We start from the raw sequence: 21,138 nt of genomic DNA on the forward strand, positions 1-21,138 counted from the left end.
AGGCACTCTTTTCATGTTGAATGATTTGTTTAAAAATATCAGCGAAAACTACGGCCATTTCTTTTCATGGAGTGATGTTGTAGGTACGCTTACTGATCCAGTGAGTTGGGGGATTATAGGAACTCTCATTTTGCTGGAAGGACTTTTATCGGCGGATAACGCCTTGGTTCTCGCAGTTATGGTTAAACACTTACCTAAGGAACAACAGAAGAGAGCCTTATTTTACGGGATTTTGGGTGCGTATATATTCAGGTTCCTGGCTATCGGCTTGGGTACATTCCTGATTAAGTTCACCCTGATTAAGGTACTGGGTGCAGCTTATCTGCTCTATATCGCTTATAAGGGCTTATTCAAGTCCGAAGGTGATGGAGAAGTGAAAAACAAACCTACTTCTTTTTGGAAAACGGTATTAATGGTCGAACTGATGGATATTGCCTTCAGTATTGACAGCGTCATTGCAGCTTTCGGTGTGAGCGAGAAAGTATGGGTTCTGTTCCTGGGTGGTATTCTCGGCGTTCTGATGATGCGTGGCGTTGCTCAAGTGTTCCTCAAGCTCATTGATAAATTTCCGGAACTGGAACAGACAGCCTTTATTATGATCGCCATTATCGGGGGTAAAATGCTGGCTGCTGCTTTTGGCTTTCATATGTCGCAGATTTTATTCTTCGGCATTTTGATTGCTGTCTTTGTAGGCACAATGGTTATCAGCTCGGCGAAAAGAAAGAAAAAGGCCGACAAAGAGGCTTAATGTACAAAGTATAGCGAAATCCCTCCTGAAACTAAGGGGGGATTTCTTTTATACCCGGAGCACAGGGCTTCAGTCAGGCAAGAAAGAGCAAGAGGAGGGGAAGAGCCCTGAAATATTTTAATGATTTAACCTCTGAGGAAGTAGAAGCGATCTTTTATACTCCACCGTTGGAGTTTCATAACCGTTCTCCCAAAAGTATATTGGCTTATGCGATAGGAGCGGCTTTGTACATGCCAGCGACCCGCTCGGAAGTAGCGGAAGAGATCAAAAATGGAAAACATGAAGGGTTAACAACGGTCATTTTGGATTTGGAGGATGCGATAGGGGATCAGCAGGTCGGGCAGGCGGAACAATCGCTGGCGCAGCAGCTGTTTCAACTATTGTCTTATGTACGGACGGGGATGATGAGTGAACAGCAATTACCTTTGTTATTTGTGCGTGTGCGCTCTGTGGAGCAGTTGGAACGACTACTGAACGGTTTGGGTGAATCTTTGTCGCTGCTCACGGGCTTTGTCTTACCCAAGTTCTCTTCTGATAATGGACGAGCGTATTTTGCACTCATTGCAGAATATAACCGGAGTATGCATACAGGGGCAGGAAACGAAAACAACATGCCTGTGCTGTACGGGCTACCGATTCTTGAAAGCTCCAAAATCATTTATCGGGAATCCCGCTGGAAAGAGCTGTTGTCGATTAAAGAAATCTTAGACGAGTACCAGGAATATGTGTTGAATGTACGCATTGGAGCAACCGATTTTTCCAGTCTATATGGCTTGAGACGCAGCCCGGATATTACGATTTATGAAATTGCCGTCATTCGGGATTGCATCGCAGATATTATTAACTTGTTTGGACGCGTGGGCTCAAATTACGTCATTTCCGGTCCTGTATGGGAATATTTCTCTCACCGAGAACGTGTCTTTAAACCTCAATTAAGAGTATCTCCTTTCGAAGATGCACTTGGGAAGCCGGGCCGACACTTGCGGATGGACTTCATATCAGATGCCGTAGACGGACTGATCCGAGAAGTCATGATGGACAAAGAGAATGGGATTATCGGCAAAACGATTATTCATCCCTCCCATATTAAGCCGGTACAGGCCATGTATGCGGTGACACATGAAGAGTATATGGATGCACTTGAAATTGTTGAGCGTAACGATGGTAGTCTGGGGGTATTCAAAAGTACCTATGCCAACAAAATGAATGAAATTAAGCCGCATTTGAATTGGGCTCATCGAATTATCAATAGATCAAAAGTATACGGGGTGTTACATGAACAACAACATTTTGTCAGTCTCTTACCCAACCACGAAAACACATCTGCTGCCAATCCTGGAGCAGTTCAGCGTTAAAATTACGGAGACTCATAATCCATTCCGTCTTCCTGTGGACAAGCTGTTTGCGATGGCGGCACGGGTCAATAAAAAGCGTTCATTTTTATTTGTCAGCAAGGTGCTGGGCAAGCATATTCCGGTAAACCCATACACCTCTCTGCTCAGTGGTGCGGCGCTGGCGATCCTGCTATATAAGGAGCTTGTCCCACAAGCGGGACAACAGATGGATGAACTGATTGGAGAGGCCGTGAGAGGACTACTTAACCCAGACTATGCGAAAGAGGCCTATCGAAAGCTGATGGATGAGCGTTTAGCTTTTGCTTTTACGGAGCCGATCAAGTTTGTTGGTTTTGCCGAGACGGCTACAGCACTGGGACACAGTATGTATCGGTTGTTTGACGACGGTACCTCGTATATTCATACGACACGCGAGGATATCCCGGGCCTTCGGCCTATTATTCGGTTTGAAGAAGAGCATTCGCACGCTGTTGATCATCGTTGCTATGCACTGGATGAAGGTGCTTTTGCGGGTGATGGCCCGATTGTGCTGGTAGATGATGAAATTACGACGGGGAAAACAACGCTTAATATCATACGGGATATTCAGGAGCATTTTCCGCGTAAACAGTATGTGATTGCTTCGTTATTGGATTGGCGGACAGACAGCGACGAGCAGGCTTTCGCTGATCTGGAGGTAGAGCTAGGCATTACGATTACGCCTTTAAGCTTGCTCAAAGGAAAGATTGAGGTACAGGGAGTACCAATACTGGATCACGCAGAATATGCTGGACAGGCTGGGAACCCAGAACATGCAGCCACTAGCATGGCAGAGGTTAATAAAGATGCTTCTGGAATAATTGACCACCGTTTTGAACAGGAGGCTTCCGGTTTTGAGCGGGTAGTACACAGCTCCATGTCAACGGACGGGTACACCAATACAGCTCCTTATCTAAAATATACAGGCCGTTTTGGTCTACAATCCATTGACAATTCAGCGTTGGATGCAGAAATCACGCGTACAGCCGAACGACTGAAGCAACTTCGTTCTGGGCAACGCACGCTGGTTATGGGCACGGGAGAATTCATGTACATTCCAATGCGGATTGCAGCAGAGTTAGGCCCGGATGTGTATTTTCAATCGACGACACGCAGCCCGGTATATCCCCACCGAGAAGAAGGGTATGGAGTCGCTTGTGGTGTGACATATCCATCGCCTGAGGACAGTACGATACGCAATTTTATTTATAATGTAGACCCTGGTCAGTATGACGAAATATTCGTTTTGATGGAAAGGGAGTCGGACCTAGAGCGGATGAACCCCATGCTGGAGGCTTTGAACCGTCTGGGCTGCGATAAAGTGCATGTCGTTTATTTTAACGGTTTAACTAGACAGGAGAGTAAAGGAGCGCGGATATGAAGCAAGCACTCATGGAGCAAATACAACAGAAGAACATTCATCCGCCCAAACCTCTAGGCAGTTATCCTGCCTCGGATGTCACATTTTTATTGAAGGATTTGAGTAGGGTTACGTTGGAAAAAGGGACGGAGGATCGTGAAGAGGCGATTCAGTCGGGCGTCCATTATTCAGAAATGCTGCCAGTGGAATACGAGCCCACCGCAGAGTATATTGCATTGTTTCACGAAACGCTTGCCCAATCTGCCCAAAAGGTTGCATTAGCGGCAGCTTCTGTGGCTGAGATGATTGTGAGAAAAAGAGGCTTAAATACGGCGATTGTTTCTCTGGCTAGAGCAGGGACGCCCATTGGTATCCTGATCAAGCGTTATATTGACTGGAAGTATAGCGTATCCTTGCCGCATTACAGCATTTCTATTATTCGTGGCAAAGGCATTGACCGGAATGCGATATTATACATTTTACAGCAGCATGGGCTGGGGATTGAACTTCAGTTTGTCGATGGCTGGACGGGGAAAGGGGCAATTCGCCAGGTATTGATTGAGGCCTGCCGTGAGATGAATGCGGATTACGGGTTGCGCCTAAATGATGATCTGGCGGTGCTGGCCGATCCGGGCAGATGTTCAGAAACCTTTGGTACACGAGAAGATTATTTGATTCCAAGTGCTTGTCTGAATTCGACTGTATCAGGTTTAATGAGTCGGACGGTATTACGCGACGATCTCATAGGCCCTGACGATTTCCATGGGGCCAAATTTTATGAATCCTGGCGGTCAGTGGATCAGTCCAATACGTTTGTGGATACGGTATCCGGGTATTTTCAAGACGTGGCTGAAGCGGCCGTTGCATATGCTGAACTAATGACATTGAATCCGCCTGCGGTGACATGGCAGGGCTTACGGGATATTGAGGCGATTCAGCAGGCATTTGGCATTCGGGATATCAATCTGGTCAAGCCCGGAGTGGGGGAGACGACTCGTGTACTGCTGCGCAGAGTGCCGTGGAAAATTCTGATTGATCGCGAAGATAATCCGAATCTCCAGCATATTATGCTGCTGGCAAAGGATCGTGGAGTGCCCGTAGAGGTATTTGAAGGATTGACTTATTCCTGCTGCGGAATTATCAAGCCGCTCAAGGGGGGACAAGAATGATCTACGCAAGTGATCTGGATCAGACACTGATTTACTCCAAACGTTCGCTTGGCGTACCGCTGGAGTCCCCTGGTCTGTTGCCTGCGGAACAGATAAACGGGGCGACATCGGCTTTTATTTCTGAACAAGCCCTGCAATGGCTAAAGACACTGCCTGAAGATGTGATGTTTATGCCCGTGACGACTCGGACGATGGAACAGTATCGACGAATCACCGTGTTTCAGACGGAGTTGGTTCCCGCATATGCCGTGACGAGTAATGGCGGAAACATCATCGTTGGAGGCGAGGTGGATCGAGAGTGGAATCGACGTATTCATGAACAAGTGCGCCGTGATGGTGCTCACGCGGAAGAAGCACGTCAGGTGTTCGGGCAGGTGCTGCATGAAGATTGGGTGGTAAACGAACGCTTTTGCGACGAGTTATTCTATGCTTTCATGATTGAACGGGATCGTATGCCGCTGGAACAGGTGCTGGAGAAGGCGCGAATCATGCGTGAAATGGGCTGGGAGGTATCCATTCAAGGTCGTAAGGTGTATTTGGTACCTGCAGCCGTGAATAAACAGGCAGCCGTGGAGCATATCCGTAACCTCACGAATGGAGGGACCGTGGTTGCGTCCGGTGACTCTTTGCTAGACCGTTGTCTGCTGGACTATGCCGATTATGCGATTGCTCCGCGTCATGGTGAATTGTATCGGGAACAACTGCGGGATAAGCTGGAGGTCAATTATCGTTTTACAGAAGTGTCGGGGGTTTATGCAGCGAACGAAATCATGGCGTATGTTCATGAAATACACCGGAGTGTGTTCGCAGCTCAAACTTCATTTTCAGAATAGATAGGGGACGTGGCTCTGTGAAGAAGGTTAAAGTGTATTTTAACCGCTGGTTTTCAGTGGCGTATCATTATATGAATGCTATTCGTAACAATGAGGACGGTATTCCGTTCGAGATCTATGCGACGCACTCTGATCCGCAGCATATGGCGTTACAGGCCAGTGATGTAGCTGAAGTAGAGCCTCGCACCAGTGGTGTGGAGTACGCACGGTTTTGCGCTGATTTTTGCAGGCGGCACGGAATTGATGTCTTTATCCCACGGTGGAATATGCTCGATATTAGCAAGCATCTTTATTTGTTCGATGATATTGGGACAAAAGTGATGGTATGCCAAGATACCGAACTGCTGGAGCAACTGATGGAAAAGGATCTGTTTTATGAATCCATCCGTCAAAAGGACATTGTCACGATTCCCGATTATGCCATTGCCAGCAATGCTGAGCAGTTTAAACAGGCTTATGAGTCGTTAATAGCACTTGGGCATAAGGTATGCTTCAAGCCATGTAATGCGGAAGGCGGAATGGGCTTTCGTATCATCGACAATGAACGTAATCCGCTGGAGGAACTGTTCGGCCATGCGCTGAATCATATTTCATTCGAGGAAGCACACCGCGTATTGTCATCCACAGAATCATTTCCCAATCTGATGGTGATGGAGTTGCTGGAGGGATACGAATACAGTATTGACTGCCTGGCTGACCGGAACGGAAAGCTGCTAGCAGCAGTTCCGCGTAGGAAGGCAGGAGGACGATTACGGCTGCTGGAGCAGCATCCCGAGCTGTTGGAGGTGGCACAGAAGGTCGCTGAGGCGTATCATATTCCGTACAATTATAACATTCAGGTAAAATATAACGGCGAGCATGCCAAGCTGCTAGAGATCAATCCGCGGATGTCCGGAGGACTTCATGTATCATGTTTGTCAGGTATCAACTTTCCTTATCTAGCGGTGAAATCGGCTTTGGGTCATGAGATCGGTTCACTTCATCCGCAATACGATATTTTAGCCAGTCATATCGAGCAGCCAATCACCATACGTAAATCCGTACATTGACACACACAAATATTGTTTTCTACAATATGGTAAGGGTTTACGTCAGGAGGTTCAAGCTATGACGTCAAAAATGTGGGGTGCCACGATTGCTGTGGTTAGCTACCTGATTGCGCTTTTACTAAGTTTTTGGTTGCCACTGTTTGTGTGTTTGGCGATTCCGATCCTTGGTTTGGGAGGATACAGCGCCATCATGGCTGTTCGCCATCCTCGCCCCAATCTGACCGGTTCCGTGATTCCGGTGGTGCAGGAGCAGGTCGGTGAGACACAGCAGCATGAAAAGGAAGCTGCCGTTCGACCGCAGTCTATGACAGGACAAGTACGTCAACCAGATCAGGTGAGCAGTGAATTTGCTCAGGTGATGGAGTATTTGGAGGTACTGGAGGATATGGTGATCTCCGAGGGACAGAAGGATGCGCTTGATAACGAGATTGTCGAGAAGGCGCTGGCTCTATTTGCACGTTTGCAGCGGGTCATTCCGCTTTTGCATGAACTGAACAACAGCGAAGTGAATCATACGGTTCGGAGATTGATTTTGAAGGATTTGAATGGGCTAATTAATCCGTTTCTTCGGCTCAGCGGCGATGCGAAGCGTACCAACCGGAGGACGTTGTTAAACGGATTACGGGATGTGGATAGTAAAATATCAGTAATTGTATCCACGGTGGAGCATAAGGATCTGATGGAATTACAGAGCAAAGCGGAGCTTATTCACCAGCGTTATAGCAGTTCCGAATTGTAGGCGATTTGTAAGAAAATAAAAAAGTAGCAAATTAGCTGCTCTGAAAAACAACGATTATACTTGGGAACAGTTGTTTTTTAGAATAGGAGGTAGCGTATGGCGACCCCATGGGCTGAGTTGAAAAAAGAAGATGAACAGAAGGTGACTGAGGAGGCTTCACAGCTGATTCAGAAGGTATCACAAAGCGATGTCATGAGCTTGGATACCTTAATGGATGATATCGGTAAGTTGGGGGTTAAAACGCAGGAACGTGCGGGGCAGACCCTTAAAATGCTGGATCGTCCGGTAAACGACCTCATGTCCGGTGATCGGGCTGAGGTATCCAATATGATCTTAAAGCTGCGTGATGAATGTGAAACGCTCCAGCAGAGCAAAAATGTGAGTTTTTTTGGCAAGCTTCTGCGTAAAAGCCCGTTAAAAAACTACATTTACAAGTATCAGTCGGTGAAGACGAACATCGAGAAAATCATTACTGCCTTGAGAGATGGTAAGGATAATCTGGAAGAAAACATCGTCAGCATGAGACAGTTGAAGAAAGCCTCCATTGAAGAAATCTACAATTTACAGACGAAGATCGCCTTTGGTAATCGCCTGAAAGAACTGTTTGAGACCGAGATTGCCAAGCCGGAAAATGAAAACCGCAAGCCTCATCTGGAGCGGGGATTGCGCAAGGTGGTTACTCGTACGCAGTCTATGACCGAAATGATTTTGTTATACAATCAGGCGATTGCGGCAACGGATATTATTAATGATAACAATGATAAACTGATTGATTCTGTAAATAATGCGATTGATAAAACATCGAATCTGATCACTGTATCGGCTATGATCGCGATGGCGCTGGCGGATCAGGACAAAATCATTTCAGCCGTCGATGCGACCAACCGTACCATTGAAGATCAATTCAAGGAAAATGCGAAGCTTCTCAAAACGACGACCGAGAGAACGACAGATCTGCTTAGCAAGCCTTCTATGTCACTGGAGGCTGTGAATCAGGCGATTGGTGATTTGGTATCTGCTTTGGATCTGTCTGAAAAATCAAACCGTCGGATTATTGAAAGCTGCCATGATTATACAAGTAAAATGACAGCAATCAATGCCAACCTTAGCCAACGTTTGGGGATCGAAGGGAAAGAACCTTCCAAACCGCTGAAGGATAGTAATTCTTCTGAGGGTCTTAGCTCGTTTTTGAACTGATGACAATGTAGAATAATAGACCAATCTATGAAAAAGACGCCGGGATGACTCCGAAGGGCGTCTTTTTTTGGTTTGCCAGCAGCTAATAAAGGACATGATGAACATACATAGCATTCTCGTGCATAAACTCTTAAAAAGCGAATGACAAAAGGAGAGAGCGAGCGTATGATGTCTTTTATTTTGGGCTGTGTCATTGTCTATTTACTTGTGGCTGCCAGTAGCGAAAAAGCAGATTCAATTGTGGAGTTAAATGATTCTGTGAAATAAAATTTTTTATTGAAAATCATGCATTTTCTGATAGGATAGAGTTAAATATTGGAATCCAAAAGGAGAATGCATGCTGGAATTTTCATTTGAAATCATAGACGAATCGAAAATTAACATTGTATATCAGTATGGAAGCAGCAGCTTCAATTTTAATTTATTTTTTAACTACGGTGTGTGGACGCTGCATCCTTTTGACGGGATTCTACTGCAGAACAAGGAAATGTGCCGTCTGATCGTTACGGATCTGTTTAAGAACAAAGATTTTCATGTCATGCTGGCACGCGAAAATATTTTATTATCAACCCTGCGTACCTCTATTGATCTCAATCCCGAAACTCGGGGAGATCGATATCAGGAACAGGAATTTGATGAACTGTCTGATTTTGCCGAGACACACAGCTTTGAAGAGGTACTGCAAATCGAGCAGGATTCCGTCCGCGAACGTATGGACTTTTTCCAAAACATCATTCAAAAGATGTATATGGAAGGATTCGGCCCCGAAGACAATGATTTTAACAAGGTACAAGCTATTCTTCGAATCTATAAGGCTGCACATGACCAACTCGGAGAATTAAGCGACTTTCCCCTGAGAGGCGACGAACGACGCAGATGGTAGAGTAGACGTACTAGACGTACAAACGCAAACATCATAGAGGAGCGTGGGGAACATGAGCAGTATTTCTTTACTTAAAAAGAATGCGCAACTGGTACTGACTAAAAAGAATCTAACGAATGTGACTGCGAGAGTTGGATTGGTGCTCGATATTTCAGGATCTATGAGAAGTTTGTACAAAAATGGTACCGTTCAAAAGGTGTTGGAACGAATTGTTGCAGTAGCGAGTGCTTTGGATGATGATGGTGTACTGGACGTATGGGTGTATGATCACCGTTTTTCACGGTTGCCTTCCGTTACCGAAAATGATGTTGACAACTATGTTGAAAGACATATTCTGTCCAATGATTATTTGCCCAAGTTCGGTCGTAATGATGAGCCGCCTGTGATGCGCGATGTCATCGCCAAATACACCAAGGAAGAACCCTCTTCTGATCCGGCCTTTGTTATTTTTATTAATGATGGCGGTGTGAAGCGTGGAAAAGGAGACAACATCGACAACGCGGTCATTGATTCGTCAGGAGAGCCGATTTTCTGGCAATTTATAGGTGTGGGTGAGTCCGATTTTGGTGTATTAAAGAAGCTCGACAACATACAAGGCCGTGTGGTAGATAACGCTAATTTTTTTCAAATACAAGATATCGAATCTATGGAAGATAATGAATTGTACGAACTATTGCTTAACGAGTTCCCGTCATGGCTGCAAGAAGCGAAGGAAAAGCATATTTATTAAGGATACTAAGTGTTGTACTAGTACTATGAGCCCTTTTCAAAGCTTAATATATAAAAAAAATGCAAAAAGAGAGAGTTCCGCTAGCAAACGCTTTGCGAAACTCTCTTTTTCTTTACACACCTCTAAAACGTATAGAATCTCCACGGAGGTTGCCAGCGGAGCGGGCAGAATTGTTCTGAAGAAGCGAAGCGTTCGCCTTTATCCCCGGATTTTACCCTTACAGGTTCTATTCAATAGAAATCCGGGGATAACAGCGATCGGAAGAACAATCTGCACGCGCAACGCCCACCAACCGACCAAAGGCTTCTAATCGTTTTAACCTAACTCATCCCCATTAATATCATCGAGCAAAGGATAAGCCCTGCTCCGCACCCCGAAGTATATACCTTGAGGTGGCGGAACATGGATGTTTTCCAGGCTGACAAAGATTCATCGGAACGCAAACGCTCATTTTCCTCTCGTAATGTCTTGGATTGACGAATGAATAACTGTCCGATGTCGGCAAATCCCCGCAGGAAGAGGGTTAGAAAACCGCTTTGCAGAACGTGGAAGATTGCACCGATCACCAAGCCCAGCAACCCCAACAGGAATAACAGATTTGCAGTAGCCATGTGTTCACGACCATTCAAGAGATGGGGGGTGGCGTACAGAAACCCTAAGGTACTGACAATCAGGGCGATGATCCCAAAACGTAAAATCATTATTTTTCGACCCGTTTCGCAAAGCGCAGGTCTGGGTTCGAACGAGCATCAAATACGATACCTTGAATCTTAGGGCTGATTAATGCAGTGTCCGCAGAGAACTGGATCGGAATAATCGGCAGATCTTCCATCAATACGTCTTCTGCCTGATGGAGCTGTTCAAAGCGTTTTGCCGGATCAAGCTCAAAGGTTGAGGATTCAATCAGTTTGTCATACTCCGGGTTGCTCCAGTTGGTAAAGTTGTTCGAGTTTTTGGAAGTATAATGCCCCAATACGCCGAGCGGATCCAGGAAGTTTCCTTCCCAGCCCATACGGGCGATCTGGAAGTTCTTCTGTTTAAAGGTATCAATGTACGTTTTCCATTCCTGATTCTCCAGCGTCACTTCAACACCCAGGTTTGTTTTCAGCATTTCCTGAATCGCTTCAGCTACTTTTTTATGCTTGTCCGAAGTGTTGTATTTGAAGGTGACTGGTGGCAGCTTGGTCAAACCTTCTTCTTTCAGACCTTCGGCCAGCAATTGTTTCGCTTTTGCAGCGTCAAACTCATAGTATTTTTTCGGTGCTTCATCACGGAAGTCCTTGCCGGATGGTGTTGTTGTTCCGTATGGAACATAACCGTAAGCCGGAGTTTCGCCACCTTTGGTTACGCTGGTAGCCAGTGCTTCGCGGTCAATAGCATAGGCAATGGCTTGTCTGATTTTTTTATTTTCAAACGGCTTTTGTTTTACGTTAAAAGAATAGGTGTACACACTAAAAGACGGATGCGACAGGAATTCCTTGTTGCTCTTTTCCTGATCCAATGTATCTACGGGAAGGCTCAAAATCAGGTCCAGATCGCCCGTTTTGTACATTTGATAATACGTTGTGGAGTCTTGCACCATTTTAAAATTAATCGTTGCCATCGTAATGGCATCTTTGTTCCAGAATTGATCGTTTTTCGTCAGCGTAATTTGTTCGTTATGTTTCCATTCCTTGGCTACATACGCACCGTTGCCGACAATTGTGCCCGCTTCTGCTGCCCATTTGTCATTTTTCTCAACAACTGATTGGTTTACTGGCAGATAAGCATGACCCACGGCGATCGTGGGGAAGAAGCTCAGCGGTGATTTCAGCTCAACTACAAGAGTTTTATCATCTTTGGCAGTAACACCCACGTCTTCAATTTTACCTTTGCCTGTGTTGTACGCTTCGGCACCTTTGATGTAGTAGAGGGCAGAAGGATCGTAGGCAGCTGTTTTTGGATTTAGTACCCGTTTCCAGGAGTACTCAAAATCCTTAGCTGTCAGTGGGTCACCATTCGACCATTTTGCACCGTCACGAATAGTAAAAGTGTAGGTTTTGCCGTCAGGAGATACGTCTACTTTGCTGGCAGCACCTTCTACGATTTTACCAGCCTTATCGTATGTATACAGCCCTTCATACAAGTTATCAATCACAAAGTAGGACGTTGTATCTGATGCGAAAGCAGGGTCTAGCGTATAAGGCTCTCCACCTGCCAGATTGGCAGTAATTTCTTGCGGGACATCTGCTTGAGGAGCAGCGGACGGGTCGTTGCTTGCTGTTTTGTCCGTATTACCAGAGCATCCTGCCAAAGCCGTTACGGCCAAAAGTAAGATGATCGTCATCCAATGCATTTTTTTCATCGTGGTTTTCCTCCATTATTGTGGTTAGTTATGCAAAAAAGTAAAGTACACCGTACCGAGGTTGATTCATCCTCCTTTCCCGCAGGTATGCCGCGTGTGCGCACTTCGATAAAGGAACTGCCGTTCTTCCTGCGGTTAGGCGAGAAGCTGCGGATCATGGTGACACCCCTCCTTGTCCAATTGGGATCTCTCTGTTGTTAATGTTGTGAACGCGGGTCAAGTGCATCCTGAAGCCCATCTCCAAGCGTATTGAACGCTAGCATGGTGAGCGATATCATCAGCCCGGGGAAAAATAGGCGCCACCATTGACCGCTTAAAATAACGCCAAGTGAATCGTTAGCCATCGTCCCCCAGCTGGCCGAAGGAGACTGAATCCCCAAACCGAGAAAGCTCAGGAACGATTCGGCAAAAATAGCCGACGGAATAGTGAACGTTAAATTCACGATAATGATTGCCGCTGCGTTTGGTAGCAAATGTCTGAAGATAATACGCGAATGAGATGTCCCCAAGCTACGGGCTGCCAACACATATTCCTGCTGCTTCAGCTGTAAGATTTGCCCACGTACTACACGTGCCATACCGACCCAGCCAGTAATAGATAATGCAATAATCATCGTGAGCAGACCGGGCTTCATAATGACGAGCAGCAGAATGATGACTAGCAGATAAGGAATACTATACAAAATTTCAATAATACGCATGAGAATGCTGTCGATCCGGTCGCCCGTTTTACCCTGCCCAGCACAATAGCCAGCAACACAGCCGACGAGAATGCCAAGCACCAAATCAATGGCGGCAGCGGCAAAGCCGATCATGAGTGAAATTCTAGCCCCGGCCCATGTCCGTGCCCATACGTCCCTCCCCAGATCATCCGTGCCAAACCAATGCTCTTTGGAAGGTGAGAGATTCGTCTTCAAAAGAGATTGATCACTAGGTGCATAAGAAACCATGGAAGGTCCAACAATCGCCAGCACAATAATCATGATTAGTAGGGAAAGCCCCAAAAGAGCAAGCTTGTTGTTGAAAAGTCTGCGTAGCCGATCCCGCCAGAGTGATTCTTTGGGTCTGGTCAACGTGGCGGTGGGGATCTGGCTGCGGTCTACAAGACTGAACAGACTGTCCTTTTCGACAGTAGGTGCTGCTTTCATGTTAATCTCCTTTACTGACTAATTTGATTCGTGGATCGACAAGGCGATAGGAAATATCAATTAAAAATAAAGTAACGACTAGAATGGAACTGTAGAAAATGGTCGTCCCCATAATCACTGGATAATCCCGGTTAAAGATACTATCTACGAAGTATTTACCGATGCCGGGAATGGCGAATATTTTTTCAACGACAAAGGTACCTGTAATGACGGAAGCGAATAGCGGTCCGATAAAAGAAAGCACCGGAACCAACGCGTTGCGTAATCCGTGACGCAGAACTACTGCCCAAGAAGACAACCCTTTCGCTTTGGCAGTGCGTATGTACTCCTCATGCATGACTTCCAGCATACTCGTCCGCATAAAGCGGGCGATAACGGCAAGAGGTGAAACAGCGAGAGCCAGCGATGGGAGCACCGTATGCTGCCAGGTTCCCCATGAGGCGACCGGAAGAAGGTGCCATTGAACGGCAACATACTTGATTAGCAACGGTGCCAATATGAAGCTGGGTACGGAAATACCAACAATGGCGATAAACATCGAGATATAATCCAGTGGTCGATTATGGTGTAGAGCAGCCAGTGTTCCAAGCGAAATTCCGGCAATAATCGCGACCACGATGGATTGAATACCGAGCAATGCAGAAGGTGGAAAACCTCGGGCGATGAGCATATTGACGTCCGTCGTTTTCGATTGAATAGACGGGCCCATATCCAGCACTAGCAGATTTTTGAGATACAGCACATACTGCACAGCGAGCGGCTTGTCCAGATTGTACCTGGCACGCATGTTTTGCAATACCGCTTCCGGAATGGTTTTGGAATCGTTCGAGAATGGGTCACCCGGAATGATGTGCATGATGATAAACGTTAAAGTGACGATAATCCACAGTGTAATGAACATCGTAAAAAGACGCTTTAAAATGTACATGGGGCTTAATTTCTCCTGTCTATCAAGCTGATTTACATACTATTGCTGCTAAAAATTTAATATAAGTAAAAGTATATAAGAATACTAGGAAATAATAAGACGGTTTAGGTGACATGTCAAGGTAAGGTTTTACATTATAGAACACAGGTCAAATTTTCGTCACAGGTTTTCCATTTATATAAGGCTAAGATTCCGCTCATTCCTCTCGACGAGTATCCTGCGGTGTGTTATGATGATACTCTGATAACGTGTTAACGAACTAAAGCGTTTGCCACCTGTTCTTGGATACGGGGGTCACCATTGTTGGAGGGGAATAAGATGAGAAAAGCAGCCATGTTTACGATGTTAATTGGATTGATGATGATCGTGTTGGCCGGATGTTCCGGCGGTAAGGACGACAGTAAATTGATTATTGGCATTGATGATAAATTCGCCCCGATGGGCTTTAGAGATGAAAATAATGAGCTGACCGGCTTTGATATTGATTATGCGAAAGCGGCCGGGGAACAAATGGGTAAACAGGTGAAATTTCAGCCGATTGACTGGTCTGCCAAAGAATCCGAGCTGAACAGCGGACGTATTGATCTCATTTGGAATGGATACACCATTACGGATGAACGTAAGGAAAAAGTGCTGTTCACGAAGCCATATCTGAAAAACAGTCAGGTCATTGTCATACCAGCTACTTCCAGTCTTTCCAAGCTGGCTGATCTGGCGGGCAAAACGGTGGGACTCCAGACGCTGTCTTCAGCAGCCGATGCATTGGATGCGAATCCGATCAAAAGTAAATTGAAGTCAGTGTCTGAGTACCCGGATAACGTTCTTGCTTTGACAGATCTGAAAACCGGTCGCCTGGATGCGGTTGTCATTGATGAAGTCGTTGCCAAGTATTATATGTCGAAGGAACAAGGGACGTATAAGCTGCTTGATGAATCATTGGCCCCTGAGGAATACGGCATCGGTGTGAAAAAAGGGAATGAAGAGCTGTTGACGCAGCTGCAATCCGCTTTGGATGAGCTGCACAAGAACGGAAAAGCTGCTGAAATTTCGAAAAAGTGGTTTGGTGAAGATAAAGTATTAAATTAATACGTAGTGTATTGAACTAAGGTTTAGGAGTCGAAGGTCATGAGTATGGAATATATTTTACGAATTATGAAGCCTATGCTTGAAGGGGCACAGATGACGGTTATTTTATTTTTCATCACGCTCATCTTGTCTATTCCATTGGGTTTTGTCGTTACGTTGCTGGCCAAAAGCCGGATTAAGCCAATCGCTTGGCTGATGCACACGTACATTTATGTTATACGCGGCACGCCGCTTTTGCTGCAATTATTGTTCTTTTGTTTTGGTCTGCCGATGTTGCCTGTCATTGGGGAGTATCTGGTAATGGATCGAACAACGGCTGCCGTGCTGGCATTTGTATTGAATTATGCGGCTTATTTTGCAGAAATTTTTAGAGGCGGAATGTTGTCGATTGATAAAGGGCAATACGAGGCTTCGCAAGTGCTGGGCTTGAGCAAGTCGCAGACGCTGATAAGAGTCATTGTGCCGCAAATGGTACGGATCGCTTTGCCTGCGGTAACCAATGAGGCGACAACATTAGTAAAAGATACGGCACTACTGTATGCAGTAGCGGTACCGGAACTGCTGCATTTTGCCAATACGGCTGTAAACCGCGATTTTTCGATTGTACCTTATGTTGTAGCAGCGGTTATTTATTTGTTGTTAGCTTTGGTGCTGACGCTATTCTTCAGGGCGCTGGAAAAACGTTTTAAATTCGAGTAAAAGGAATGTCGGGATATGAATACTAATGCAATAGAAGTTATCGATTTGAAAAAATCGTTCGGCAAGCTCGACGTTCTGAAAAGAGTGAGCTTTAACGTTAAAGCGGGCGAGGTTGTAGCTGTCATCGGTCCTTCAGGTTCAGGGAAAAGTACCATGCTCCGTAGTTTGGTACACCTGGAAGATGTGACAGGCGGGACGATCCGCATTCATGATAAAGCACTGGTGGAAAATGGTCAGTACGCTCCGGCAGGTGACATTAAGGGCATTACTACCGGTATGGGCATGGTCTTTCAGCATTTTAATCTGTTCCCTCACTTGACGGTGCAGGATAATCTGGAGCTGGCTCCGAAGCTGGTGAAAAAGGTGAGTAAGGCTGAACTGCGCCGCCAAAGCGCCGAACTGCTGGCCAAAGTCGGCTTGGCGGATAAAGCTGACGCGTATCCGTCCCGATTGTCGGGTGGACAGAAGCAGCGCGTGGCGATTGCCCGGGCAATGATGATGAATCCAGATATTTTGCTGTTCGACGAGCCGACCTCGGCCCTTGATCCCGAGCTGACAGGCGAGGTGCTGCGGGTCATCAAAAAGCTGGCTGAGGAGAATATGACGATGGTCATCGTGACCCACGAGATGAATTTTGCGCGAGATGTGGCGGATCGCGTCATTTTTATGGATAATGGCGAAATTGCAGAATCCGGTACACCGGAGCAGATTTTTGGCAATCCGCAGTTGGAGCGGACGAAGGTGTTTTTGAATCGGGTGGAAGCTTAGCCCAAGATGCATATCATCTTTGCATACTTGTGTATATGTGTTTTATATCTCCCAAAAGCGACTTTAAAGAAGTATTCTGATGTAAGCTGAAGCAGGCTATTTGAGCTCTGTTAAGCGAACGAAGAATGCTTTTTTTTTTGAAATGGTTCTTATTCCAGTAAATGTGATCTATTTCATATGATTGTGTAAGAAATGGGGTTTAACATGTAAAACATGCTACCACGATTTAAACAAATTCTGTTACTAGCTCCACAATTTAAAAGTGGAAGGTTGGGATTTGAATGATTGATCGTTTTCACATTTATTGTCACATTCCGTTTTGCAAGAAGCGCTGTCCATACTGCTACTTTACAGCCAAATTTTCGGAAGAGGAGATGATTAACCTCGATGTAATGGATGAGTATGTTAAAGCCTTGAAAGTGGACATTGAATGCACTGAATTTCCAAAATCAGCAATCACCTCGATAGTTTTTGGTGGAGGAACCCCATCCCTCCTAAATGAAAGTCAGCTAGACACTATTATAAATTCCATTCGAAATAGGATTACCCCAGAACAATTTACCCACATGAAATTTATGGCGTACGAAGTTTCCCCAGATACCGCATCCAAAGAAACCTTGTCTATTTTCAGGAGAAAAGGATTTAATCGTGTAAGTATCGGTGCCCAGTCTTTTAATAATGAAGAGCTCAAATTGCTGGGACGGCCCTATTCACGAGAAAAAATTATAAAGGCTGCAAGCCTGATCCGAGAAATTGATTACGACATGTTAAATATTGATCTGCTAATCGGAATCCCGGGGCAGACGCAGAGCACGGTCATGGAAAGCATAAGGGATACAGTGAATATACGACCGGAACATATTTCGGTTAGTCTTTTCTACTCCTCTTATCCAGGGGGAAAGGAATTTGTCGAGCGATGCGAGAAAAGAGGAAAACATATTTTAGCATTGTCCGATAAAATCTCAGTTTATGAAGAAGTGTGCGGACTTTTACAACAAAACGGATATATAAGAGTAGATAATACTGTTTTTTCTTTACCAGATTATATATTTCCTTATGAAAAAGATGCTATAAGTGAAACTGAGCCGGTGTTGGCTTTTGGACCCGGATCTGCAGGATATTGGGATAATAATCGTGTACGCTTCACACCTCCTTATATTAAAAATTATATAGAACTTCCACATTCAGTCGAAGAAGAAATTACAGTCGATAATTATGCGTTTACGATTGTATGGGGGCATTTGAATGCCTATGGAAAAATCGAGGAACGAACGTTAGAGCAGTATCTAGGAGTTAATTTTGAAAAAGTAATGGAAATGGAGAAAGATGTTAATATTCTTTTGTCCGTTTTAATTCAAGAAAATCTGGTGGAACAACAAGACTCGGCTTACATATTAAAACCAGAAAGTCTAAATCGCGCGATTGTACTAATGCATTATATAAGGGATGGCTGGGGATACAAGCTCATGACTGCCCCGGATGAAATTAAAAACTAAGAGTAAAGTGAAGGTGAATACAATGAATCAAGAAGAATATTCAAAATGGATTAAAAACGTTTCTATTGCCTATCTGGCAACGTATGATTCATTCAATAATCAACCTCATGTAAGACCTGTAGATGCGGGGACTGTTCACAACGGATATATATATTTCTCTACCTTCAGCAATACAGATAAGGTTGAACAAATCCGGACGTGTGAGAATGTGGAGCTTACTTATTTTGGAGACGGGGCTCAGCTCAGAATGGCAGGTAAGGCCAAACGGGTGAGTGAAAAGAAGGAAGAAGATCTATTTTTGGAAAACAACCCTATGATAAAAGAAACCTTTAGCAATGAGAAAAGAAATCAGTTTGTATTGTTTCAAGTCACACCCCATGCAGTAAGATTTATGGGCGAGGAAGATCATCAATACTCTCCTGTAGATTGGAAGCAGACGGACCGGATAGGCATGTGACTCATGGAGACAGACGAACTGATTTTTGATTTTCTAGGTCCGGATACGATTGAAATGCAAAAGTTTATTGGTGATGTCTGGCCTGAGAAGATACATGCAAGGGTTTTGGACCTGGCTTCAGGGAGTGGTGAACACTTATTTGGTTTTATAAACAAGTCTATTGAATCTGTAACTGTAGTTGATCGTTCGCCGGAATCGTTGCAATTGTTGCTCAACAAGCATAACGATCATGGAAATATGATTAATACGGTATGCTCTGACTTAAATGATTGGTCTTGCCCTCAAAAATTTGACATCGTACACATTGGGGATAATTCTATCCAAATGTTCCCTGCGTATAAAAACCAATTTGATATTTTTAGAGTAATTGCTTCAAGTTTATCAGCCGAAGGGGTTGGAATGGTTAATGTTACGCCAGTGACGGAACATCAAATCATGGAATATGGCGGGGCACCTAAAGTGATTAAATCACTGACTATCGACGGGGAAGCATTTGAAGTATATGGAGAAGTCAAAATCGATGTTTTTAATCAGATCTTAATGATGTATTTCACAGTTTATAAAAATGAAAATGAAACCAGCCGTTGTACCTGTCGATGTCGGATGTTATTGAAACATGAAATAGAGGAGATGGCAAAGGCTGCTGGACTAAAAATAGTGCAAGTTAAACAACAGAAACTTAAACGGGGAAACGATTCTTACTATTACCTATTGCAACTCAATCAATAGAGCAAATGGGAGAATAAGGGTATGTCCAAAACCGTTTCATTGAATCCAACGGCGTTAATGAACAGGGCTTTTTTACGACAACTTAGACAGCTTGAAAAAAATATTTTGGTTACTAAAAATAATTTATCCGGAATTATGGGTTTTGAAACCGAATACCTTCTTTTTGATTTTGAGTTTAATTTGGTAGATGAAAAGGTCCGGAATCGTGTAATTGAAAATGCAACATTTATAAAACGGGAAATAGGTGCCAGCCAAATTGAATTGGTATCCCGTCCTTTCACACTTGCAGAGGGACTTGAAAATCTTATAAATGAAATGCAGGAAATGGAGCAAGAGGCGGCAGCCATAGCACATGCCCAAAATAATAGACTGGCGCGTCTTGGTACCTATCCTGGTTCATTTACTGACTTGGAAATTACAGATGACCGGGAAAATTATCAAATGATACTCGACCAGTTTAAAAGTTCAAGAAAACATCACCTTGAGCTTCATTTGGGAGAAGTTGATCTATCAAGTCGTGTTCATGAGCTAATTAGCGGGTGTCAGTCGACACAAATGAATGTACAGGTTAACTATAATCAGGCTGCTATTGATCTTTTGAACAAGACGATTGAGATCTCACCTCTCTTTATTGCCATTGGGGCCAATTCTCCGATTTTGGACAGGCGATTAACCGGATTGCTCGAAACTCGTAACCTGATTTGGGAGATTGGTTATGATTTGCGGACCTATTCTGAATTTTTGGCAGCTCTGTCTACTCGCGTTTCATTTCCTCATCAATATTATGCAAATTTCCATAATTATTGGGCAACTTTGTATCAACAAAAACATATGAAATCCGATCCACGGTATGCATTTAGCCTCAATCAAAAAATGAATTGGAAAATTGCGAGATTAAAACTGGTAGGTGGCAGCGGTAAGCCCACAGCATGCTTGCTTGAAACGCGATTTATACCGATCCAGCCAACACTTCGGGAAGATATTGCGTTGCATCTCGGAGTCTATGCGCTTTTGGATTTAAGCCTAAGCAAAGGCGGAGAAAGACTTCTTCCCGTTACTTTTGTGAAGGAAAACTTCAGGAGGGCTTCATGCTACGGAATTGACTGTGAGCTTTACTATTTTACATCCGACGGTAAAAGAATCACTGAGTATGCAGCCACGGAATTAATAAATAGAGCTGGCGAGCGTATTTGTGATTATTGGAAAAGAAAATCTTCTTCAACTGCAACACTTGTGGAGGAGGTACTAAGCAAGCGACTTAGAGTAGGCCCTCCAGCCTTATCACTAATAAACAATATCAGGGGGAACTCGAAAAATACACTTCTTGGAACGCAAGAAATAAAGCGAATAGTGTCGCAAAATTGTATTCCTGTCAATGAGGGATCGTAAGGAGGACTTTGGT

The 21,138-nt window shown here is 44.6% G+C and carries 21 protein-coding genes; 17 read left to right on the forward strand and 4 right to left on the reverse strand.

What is annotated here, in order from left to right; genetic code table 11:
• Positions 1-13: 13 nt before the first annotated feature.
• The 10 genes from MKY75_RS04725 to MKY75_RS04770 all read left to right on the forward strand — a co-directional run bounded on the left by MKY75_RS04725 (position 14) and on the right by MKY75_RS04770 (position 10,081).
• Positions 14-748, forward strand: coding sequence for a TerC family protein (locus MKY75_RS04725; RefSeq protein ID WP_029517565.1), 735 nt, complete (start codon positions 14-16; stop codon positions 746-748).
• Between the two features lie 167 nt (positions 749-915).
• Positions 916-2,103: an HpcH/HpaI aldolase/citrate lyase family protein gene (locus tag MKY75_RS04730; protein WP_340884493.1), complete on the forward strand. Its 1,188-nt coding sequence runs from the start codon at positions 916-918 to the stop codon at positions 2,101-2,103.
• The gene (locus MKY75_RS04735) at positions 2,024-3,502 is read left to right on the forward strand and encodes a phosphoribosyltransferase family protein (RefSeq protein ID WP_080658626.1); all 1,479 of its coding nucleotides are present in this window, start codon (positions 2,024-2,026) and stop codon (positions 3,500-3,502) included. The genes MKY75_RS04730 and MKY75_RS04735 overlap by 80 nt, the downstream gene beginning before the upstream one ends.
• Positions 3,499-4,650 carry a cysteine protease StiP family protein gene (locus tag MKY75_RS04740; protein ID WP_029517562.1) on the forward strand — a complete coding sequence of 384 codons (1,152 nt, stop codon included), beginning with the start codon at positions 3,499-3,501 and terminating at the stop codon, positions 4,648-4,650. Before MKY75_RS04735 ends, MKY75_RS04740 begins: the two co-directional genes overlap by 4 nt.
• Entirely contained in the window at positions 4,647-5,483 is an 837-nt protein-coding gene (locus MKY75_RS04745; RefSeq protein WP_029517561.1) for an HAD family hydrolase, read from the forward strand. Before MKY75_RS04740 ends, MKY75_RS04745 begins: the two co-directional genes overlap by 4 nt.
• Positions 5,484-5,500: 17 nt before the next feature.
• Positions 5,501-6,532: an ATP-grasp domain-containing protein gene (locus tag MKY75_RS04750; RefSeq protein WP_069012937.1), complete on the forward strand. Its 1,032-nt coding sequence runs from the start codon at positions 5,501-5,503 to the stop codon at positions 6,530-6,532.
• 58 nt (positions 6,533-6,590) lie between these two features.
• A complete protein-coding gene (locus MKY75_RS04755) occupies positions 6,591-7,271 on the forward strand; it encodes a hypothetical protein (protein ID WP_039272509.1) in 681 nt (226 codons plus the stop codon).
• Positions 7,272-7,367: 96 nt separating this feature from the next.
• Positions 7,368-8,468 (forward strand): toxic anion resistance protein, encoded by a 1,101-nt coding sequence (locus MKY75_RS04760; protein ID WP_039272510.1) that lies wholly within the window; start codon positions 7,368-7,370, stop codon positions 8,466-8,468.
• Positions 8,469-8,805: 337 nt separating this feature from the next.
• Positions 8,806-9,351, forward strand: a complete 546-nt coding sequence (locus MKY75_RS04765; protein ID WP_029517557.1) for a hypothetical protein — start codon at positions 8,806-8,808, stop codon at positions 9,349-9,351.
• Positions 9,352-9,403: 52 nt separating this feature from the next.
• A complete protein-coding gene (locus tag MKY75_RS04770) occupies positions 9,404-10,081 on the forward strand; it encodes a vWA domain-containing protein (RefSeq protein WP_029517556.1) in 678 nt (225 codons plus the stop codon).
• 320 nt (positions 10,082-10,401) lie between these two features.
• Here MKY75_RS04770 and MKY75_RS04775 read toward each other — a convergent pair whose 3' ends face one another.
• The 4 genes from MKY75_RS04775 to MKY75_RS04790 form a co-directional block, all read right to left on the reverse strand.
• A complete protein-coding gene (locus MKY75_RS04775; protein ID WP_340884496.1) occupies positions 10,402-10,692 on the reverse strand; it encodes a DUF3899 domain-containing protein in 291 nt (96 codons plus the stop codon).
• Between the two features lie 89 nt (positions 10,693-10,781).
• Entirely contained in the window at positions 10,782-12,425 is a 1,644-nt protein-coding gene (locus MKY75_RS04780) for a peptide ABC transporter substrate-binding protein (RefSeq protein ID WP_340884497.1), read from the reverse strand.
• 197 nt (positions 12,426-12,622) lie between these two features.
• A complete protein-coding gene (locus tag MKY75_RS04785) occupies positions 12,623-13,573 on the reverse strand; it encodes an ABC transporter permease (RefSeq protein WP_029517553.1) in 951 nt (316 codons plus the stop codon).
• Between the two features lies 1 nt (position 13,574).
• Positions 13,575-14,501: an ABC transporter permease gene (locus MKY75_RS04790; protein WP_029517552.1), complete on the reverse strand. Its 927-nt coding sequence runs from the start codon at positions 14,499-14,501 to the stop codon at positions 13,575-13,577.
• Positions 14,502-14,819: 318 nt separating this feature from the next.
• On the opposite strand from MKY75_RS04790, the gene MKY75_RS04795 reads away from it, so the two are divergent.
• The 7 genes from MKY75_RS04795 to MKY75_RS04825 all read left to right on the forward strand — a co-directional run bounded on the left by MKY75_RS04795 (position 14,820) and on the right by MKY75_RS04825 (position 21,125).
• A complete protein-coding gene (locus MKY75_RS04795; RefSeq protein ID WP_029517551.1) occupies positions 14,820-15,587 on the forward strand; it encodes an amino acid ABC transporter substrate-binding protein in 768 nt (255 codons plus the stop codon).
• Positions 15,588-15,626: 39 nt separating this feature from the next.
• A complete protein-coding gene (locus MKY75_RS04800) occupies positions 15,627-16,286 on the forward strand; it encodes an amino acid ABC transporter permease (RefSeq protein WP_029517550.1) in 660 nt (219 codons plus the stop codon).
• 15 nt (positions 16,287-16,301) lie between these two features.
• On the forward strand, positions 16,302-17,054 hold the full coding sequence (locus tag MKY75_RS04805) for an amino acid ABC transporter ATP-binding protein (RefSeq protein ID WP_029517549.1): 753 nt from the start codon (positions 16,302-16,304) through the stop codon (positions 17,052-17,054).
• Between the two features lie 281 nt (positions 17,055-17,335).
• Positions 17,336-18,550, forward strand: coding sequence for a radical SAM protein (locus tag MKY75_RS04810; protein ID WP_340884501.1), 1,215 nt, complete (start codon positions 17,336-17,338; stop codon positions 18,548-18,550).
• A 22-nt stretch (positions 18,551-18,572) separates the two neighbouring features.
• Positions 18,573-19,007, forward strand: a complete 435-nt coding sequence (locus MKY75_RS04815) for a pyridoxamine 5'-phosphate oxidase family protein (protein WP_029517547.1) — start codon at positions 18,573-18,575, stop codon at positions 19,005-19,007.
• A 3-nt stretch (positions 19,008-19,010) separates the two neighbouring features.
• A complete protein-coding gene (locus MKY75_RS04820; protein WP_029517546.1) occupies positions 19,011-19,736 on the forward strand; it encodes a class I SAM-dependent methyltransferase in 726 nt (241 codons plus the stop codon).
• A 21-nt stretch (positions 19,737-19,757) separates the two neighbouring features.
• Complete coding sequence (locus MKY75_RS04825) at positions 19,758-21,125, forward strand: glutamate-cysteine ligase family protein (protein ID WP_069012388.1); 1,368 nt, start codon at positions 19,758-19,760, stop codon at positions 21,123-21,125.
• Positions 21,126-21,138: the final 13 nt, after the last annotated feature.

This window comes from Paenibacillus sp. FSL L8-0663 (genome assembly GCF_038008125.1).
Lineage (GTDB): Bacteria > Bacillota > Bacilli > Paenibacillales > Paenibacillaceae > Paenibacillus > Paenibacillus polymyxa_D.

Excerpts from the sequence above, each read along its gene's own strand:
- MKY75_RS04770 (WP_029517556.1), top strand. The coding sequence starts at position 9,404 with ATGAGCAGTATTTCTTTACTTAAAAAGAATGCGCAACTGGTACTGACT.
- MKY75_RS04825 (WP_069012388.1), top strand. The coding sequence starts at position 19,758 with ATGTCCAAAACCGTTTCATTGAATCCAACGGCGTTAATGAACAGGGCT.
- MKY75_RS04775 (WP_340884496.1), bottom strand. The coding sequence starts at position 10,692 with ATGGCTACTGCAAATCTGTTATTCCTGTTGGGGTTGCTGGGCTTGGTG.
- MKY75_RS04760 (WP_039272510.1), top strand. The coding sequence starts at position 7,368 with ATGGCGACCCCATGGGCTGAGTTGAAAAAAGAAGATGAACAGAAGGTG.
- MKY75_RS04790 (WP_029517552.1), bottom strand. The coding sequence starts at position 14,501 with ATGTACATTTTAAAGCGTCTTTTTACGATGTTCATTACACTGTGGATT.
- MKY75_RS04745 (WP_029517561.1), top strand. The coding sequence starts at position 4,647 with ATGATCTACGCAAGTGATCTGGATCAGACACTGATTTACTCCAAACGT.
- MKY75_RS04780 (WP_340884497.1), bottom strand. The coding sequence starts at position 12,425 with ATGAAAAAAATGCATTGGATGACGATCATCTTACTTTTGGCCGTAACG.
- MKY75_RS04805 (WP_029517549.1), top strand. The coding sequence starts at position 16,302 with ATGAATACTAATGCAATAGAAGTTATCGATTTGAAAAAATCGTTCGGC.
- MKY75_RS04765 (WP_029517557.1), top strand. The coding sequence starts at position 8,806 with ATGCTGGAATTTTCATTTGAAATCATAGACGAATCGAAAATTAACATT.
- MKY75_RS04735 (WP_080658626.1), top strand. The coding sequence starts at position 2,024 with ATGAACAACAACATTTTGTCAGTCTCTTACCCAACCACGAAAACACAT.
- MKY75_RS04800 (WP_029517550.1), top strand. The coding sequence starts at position 15,627 with ATGAGTATGGAATATATTTTACGAATTATGAAGCCTATGCTTGAAGGG.
- MKY75_RS04795 (WP_029517551.1), top strand. The coding sequence starts at position 14,820 with ATGAGAAAAGCAGCCATGTTTACGATGTTAATTGGATTGATGATGATC.
- MKY75_RS04785 (WP_029517553.1), bottom strand. The coding sequence starts at position 13,573 with ATGAAAGCAGCACCTACTGTCGAAAAGGACAGTCTGTTCAGTCTTGTA.
- MKY75_RS04755 (WP_039272509.1), top strand. The coding sequence starts at position 6,591 with ATGACGTCAAAAATGTGGGGTGCCACGATTGCTGTGGTTAGCTACCTG.
- MKY75_RS04740 (WP_029517562.1), top strand. The coding sequence starts at position 3,499 with ATGAAGCAAGCACTCATGGAGCAAATACAACAGAAGAACATTCATCCG.
- MKY75_RS04810 (WP_340884501.1), top strand. The coding sequence starts at position 17,336 with ATGATTGATCGTTTTCACATTTATTGTCACATTCCGTTTTGCAAGAAG.
- MKY75_RS04815 (WP_029517547.1), top strand. The coding sequence starts at position 18,573 with ATGAATCAAGAAGAATATTCAAAATGGATTAAAAACGTTTCTATTGCC.
- MKY75_RS04725 (WP_029517565.1), top strand. The coding sequence starts at position 14 with ATGTTGAATGATTTGTTTAAAAATATCAGCGAAAACTACGGCCATTTC.
- MKY75_RS04820 (WP_029517546.1), top strand. The coding sequence starts at position 19,011 with ATGGAGACAGACGAACTGATTTTTGATTTTCTAGGTCCGGATACGATT.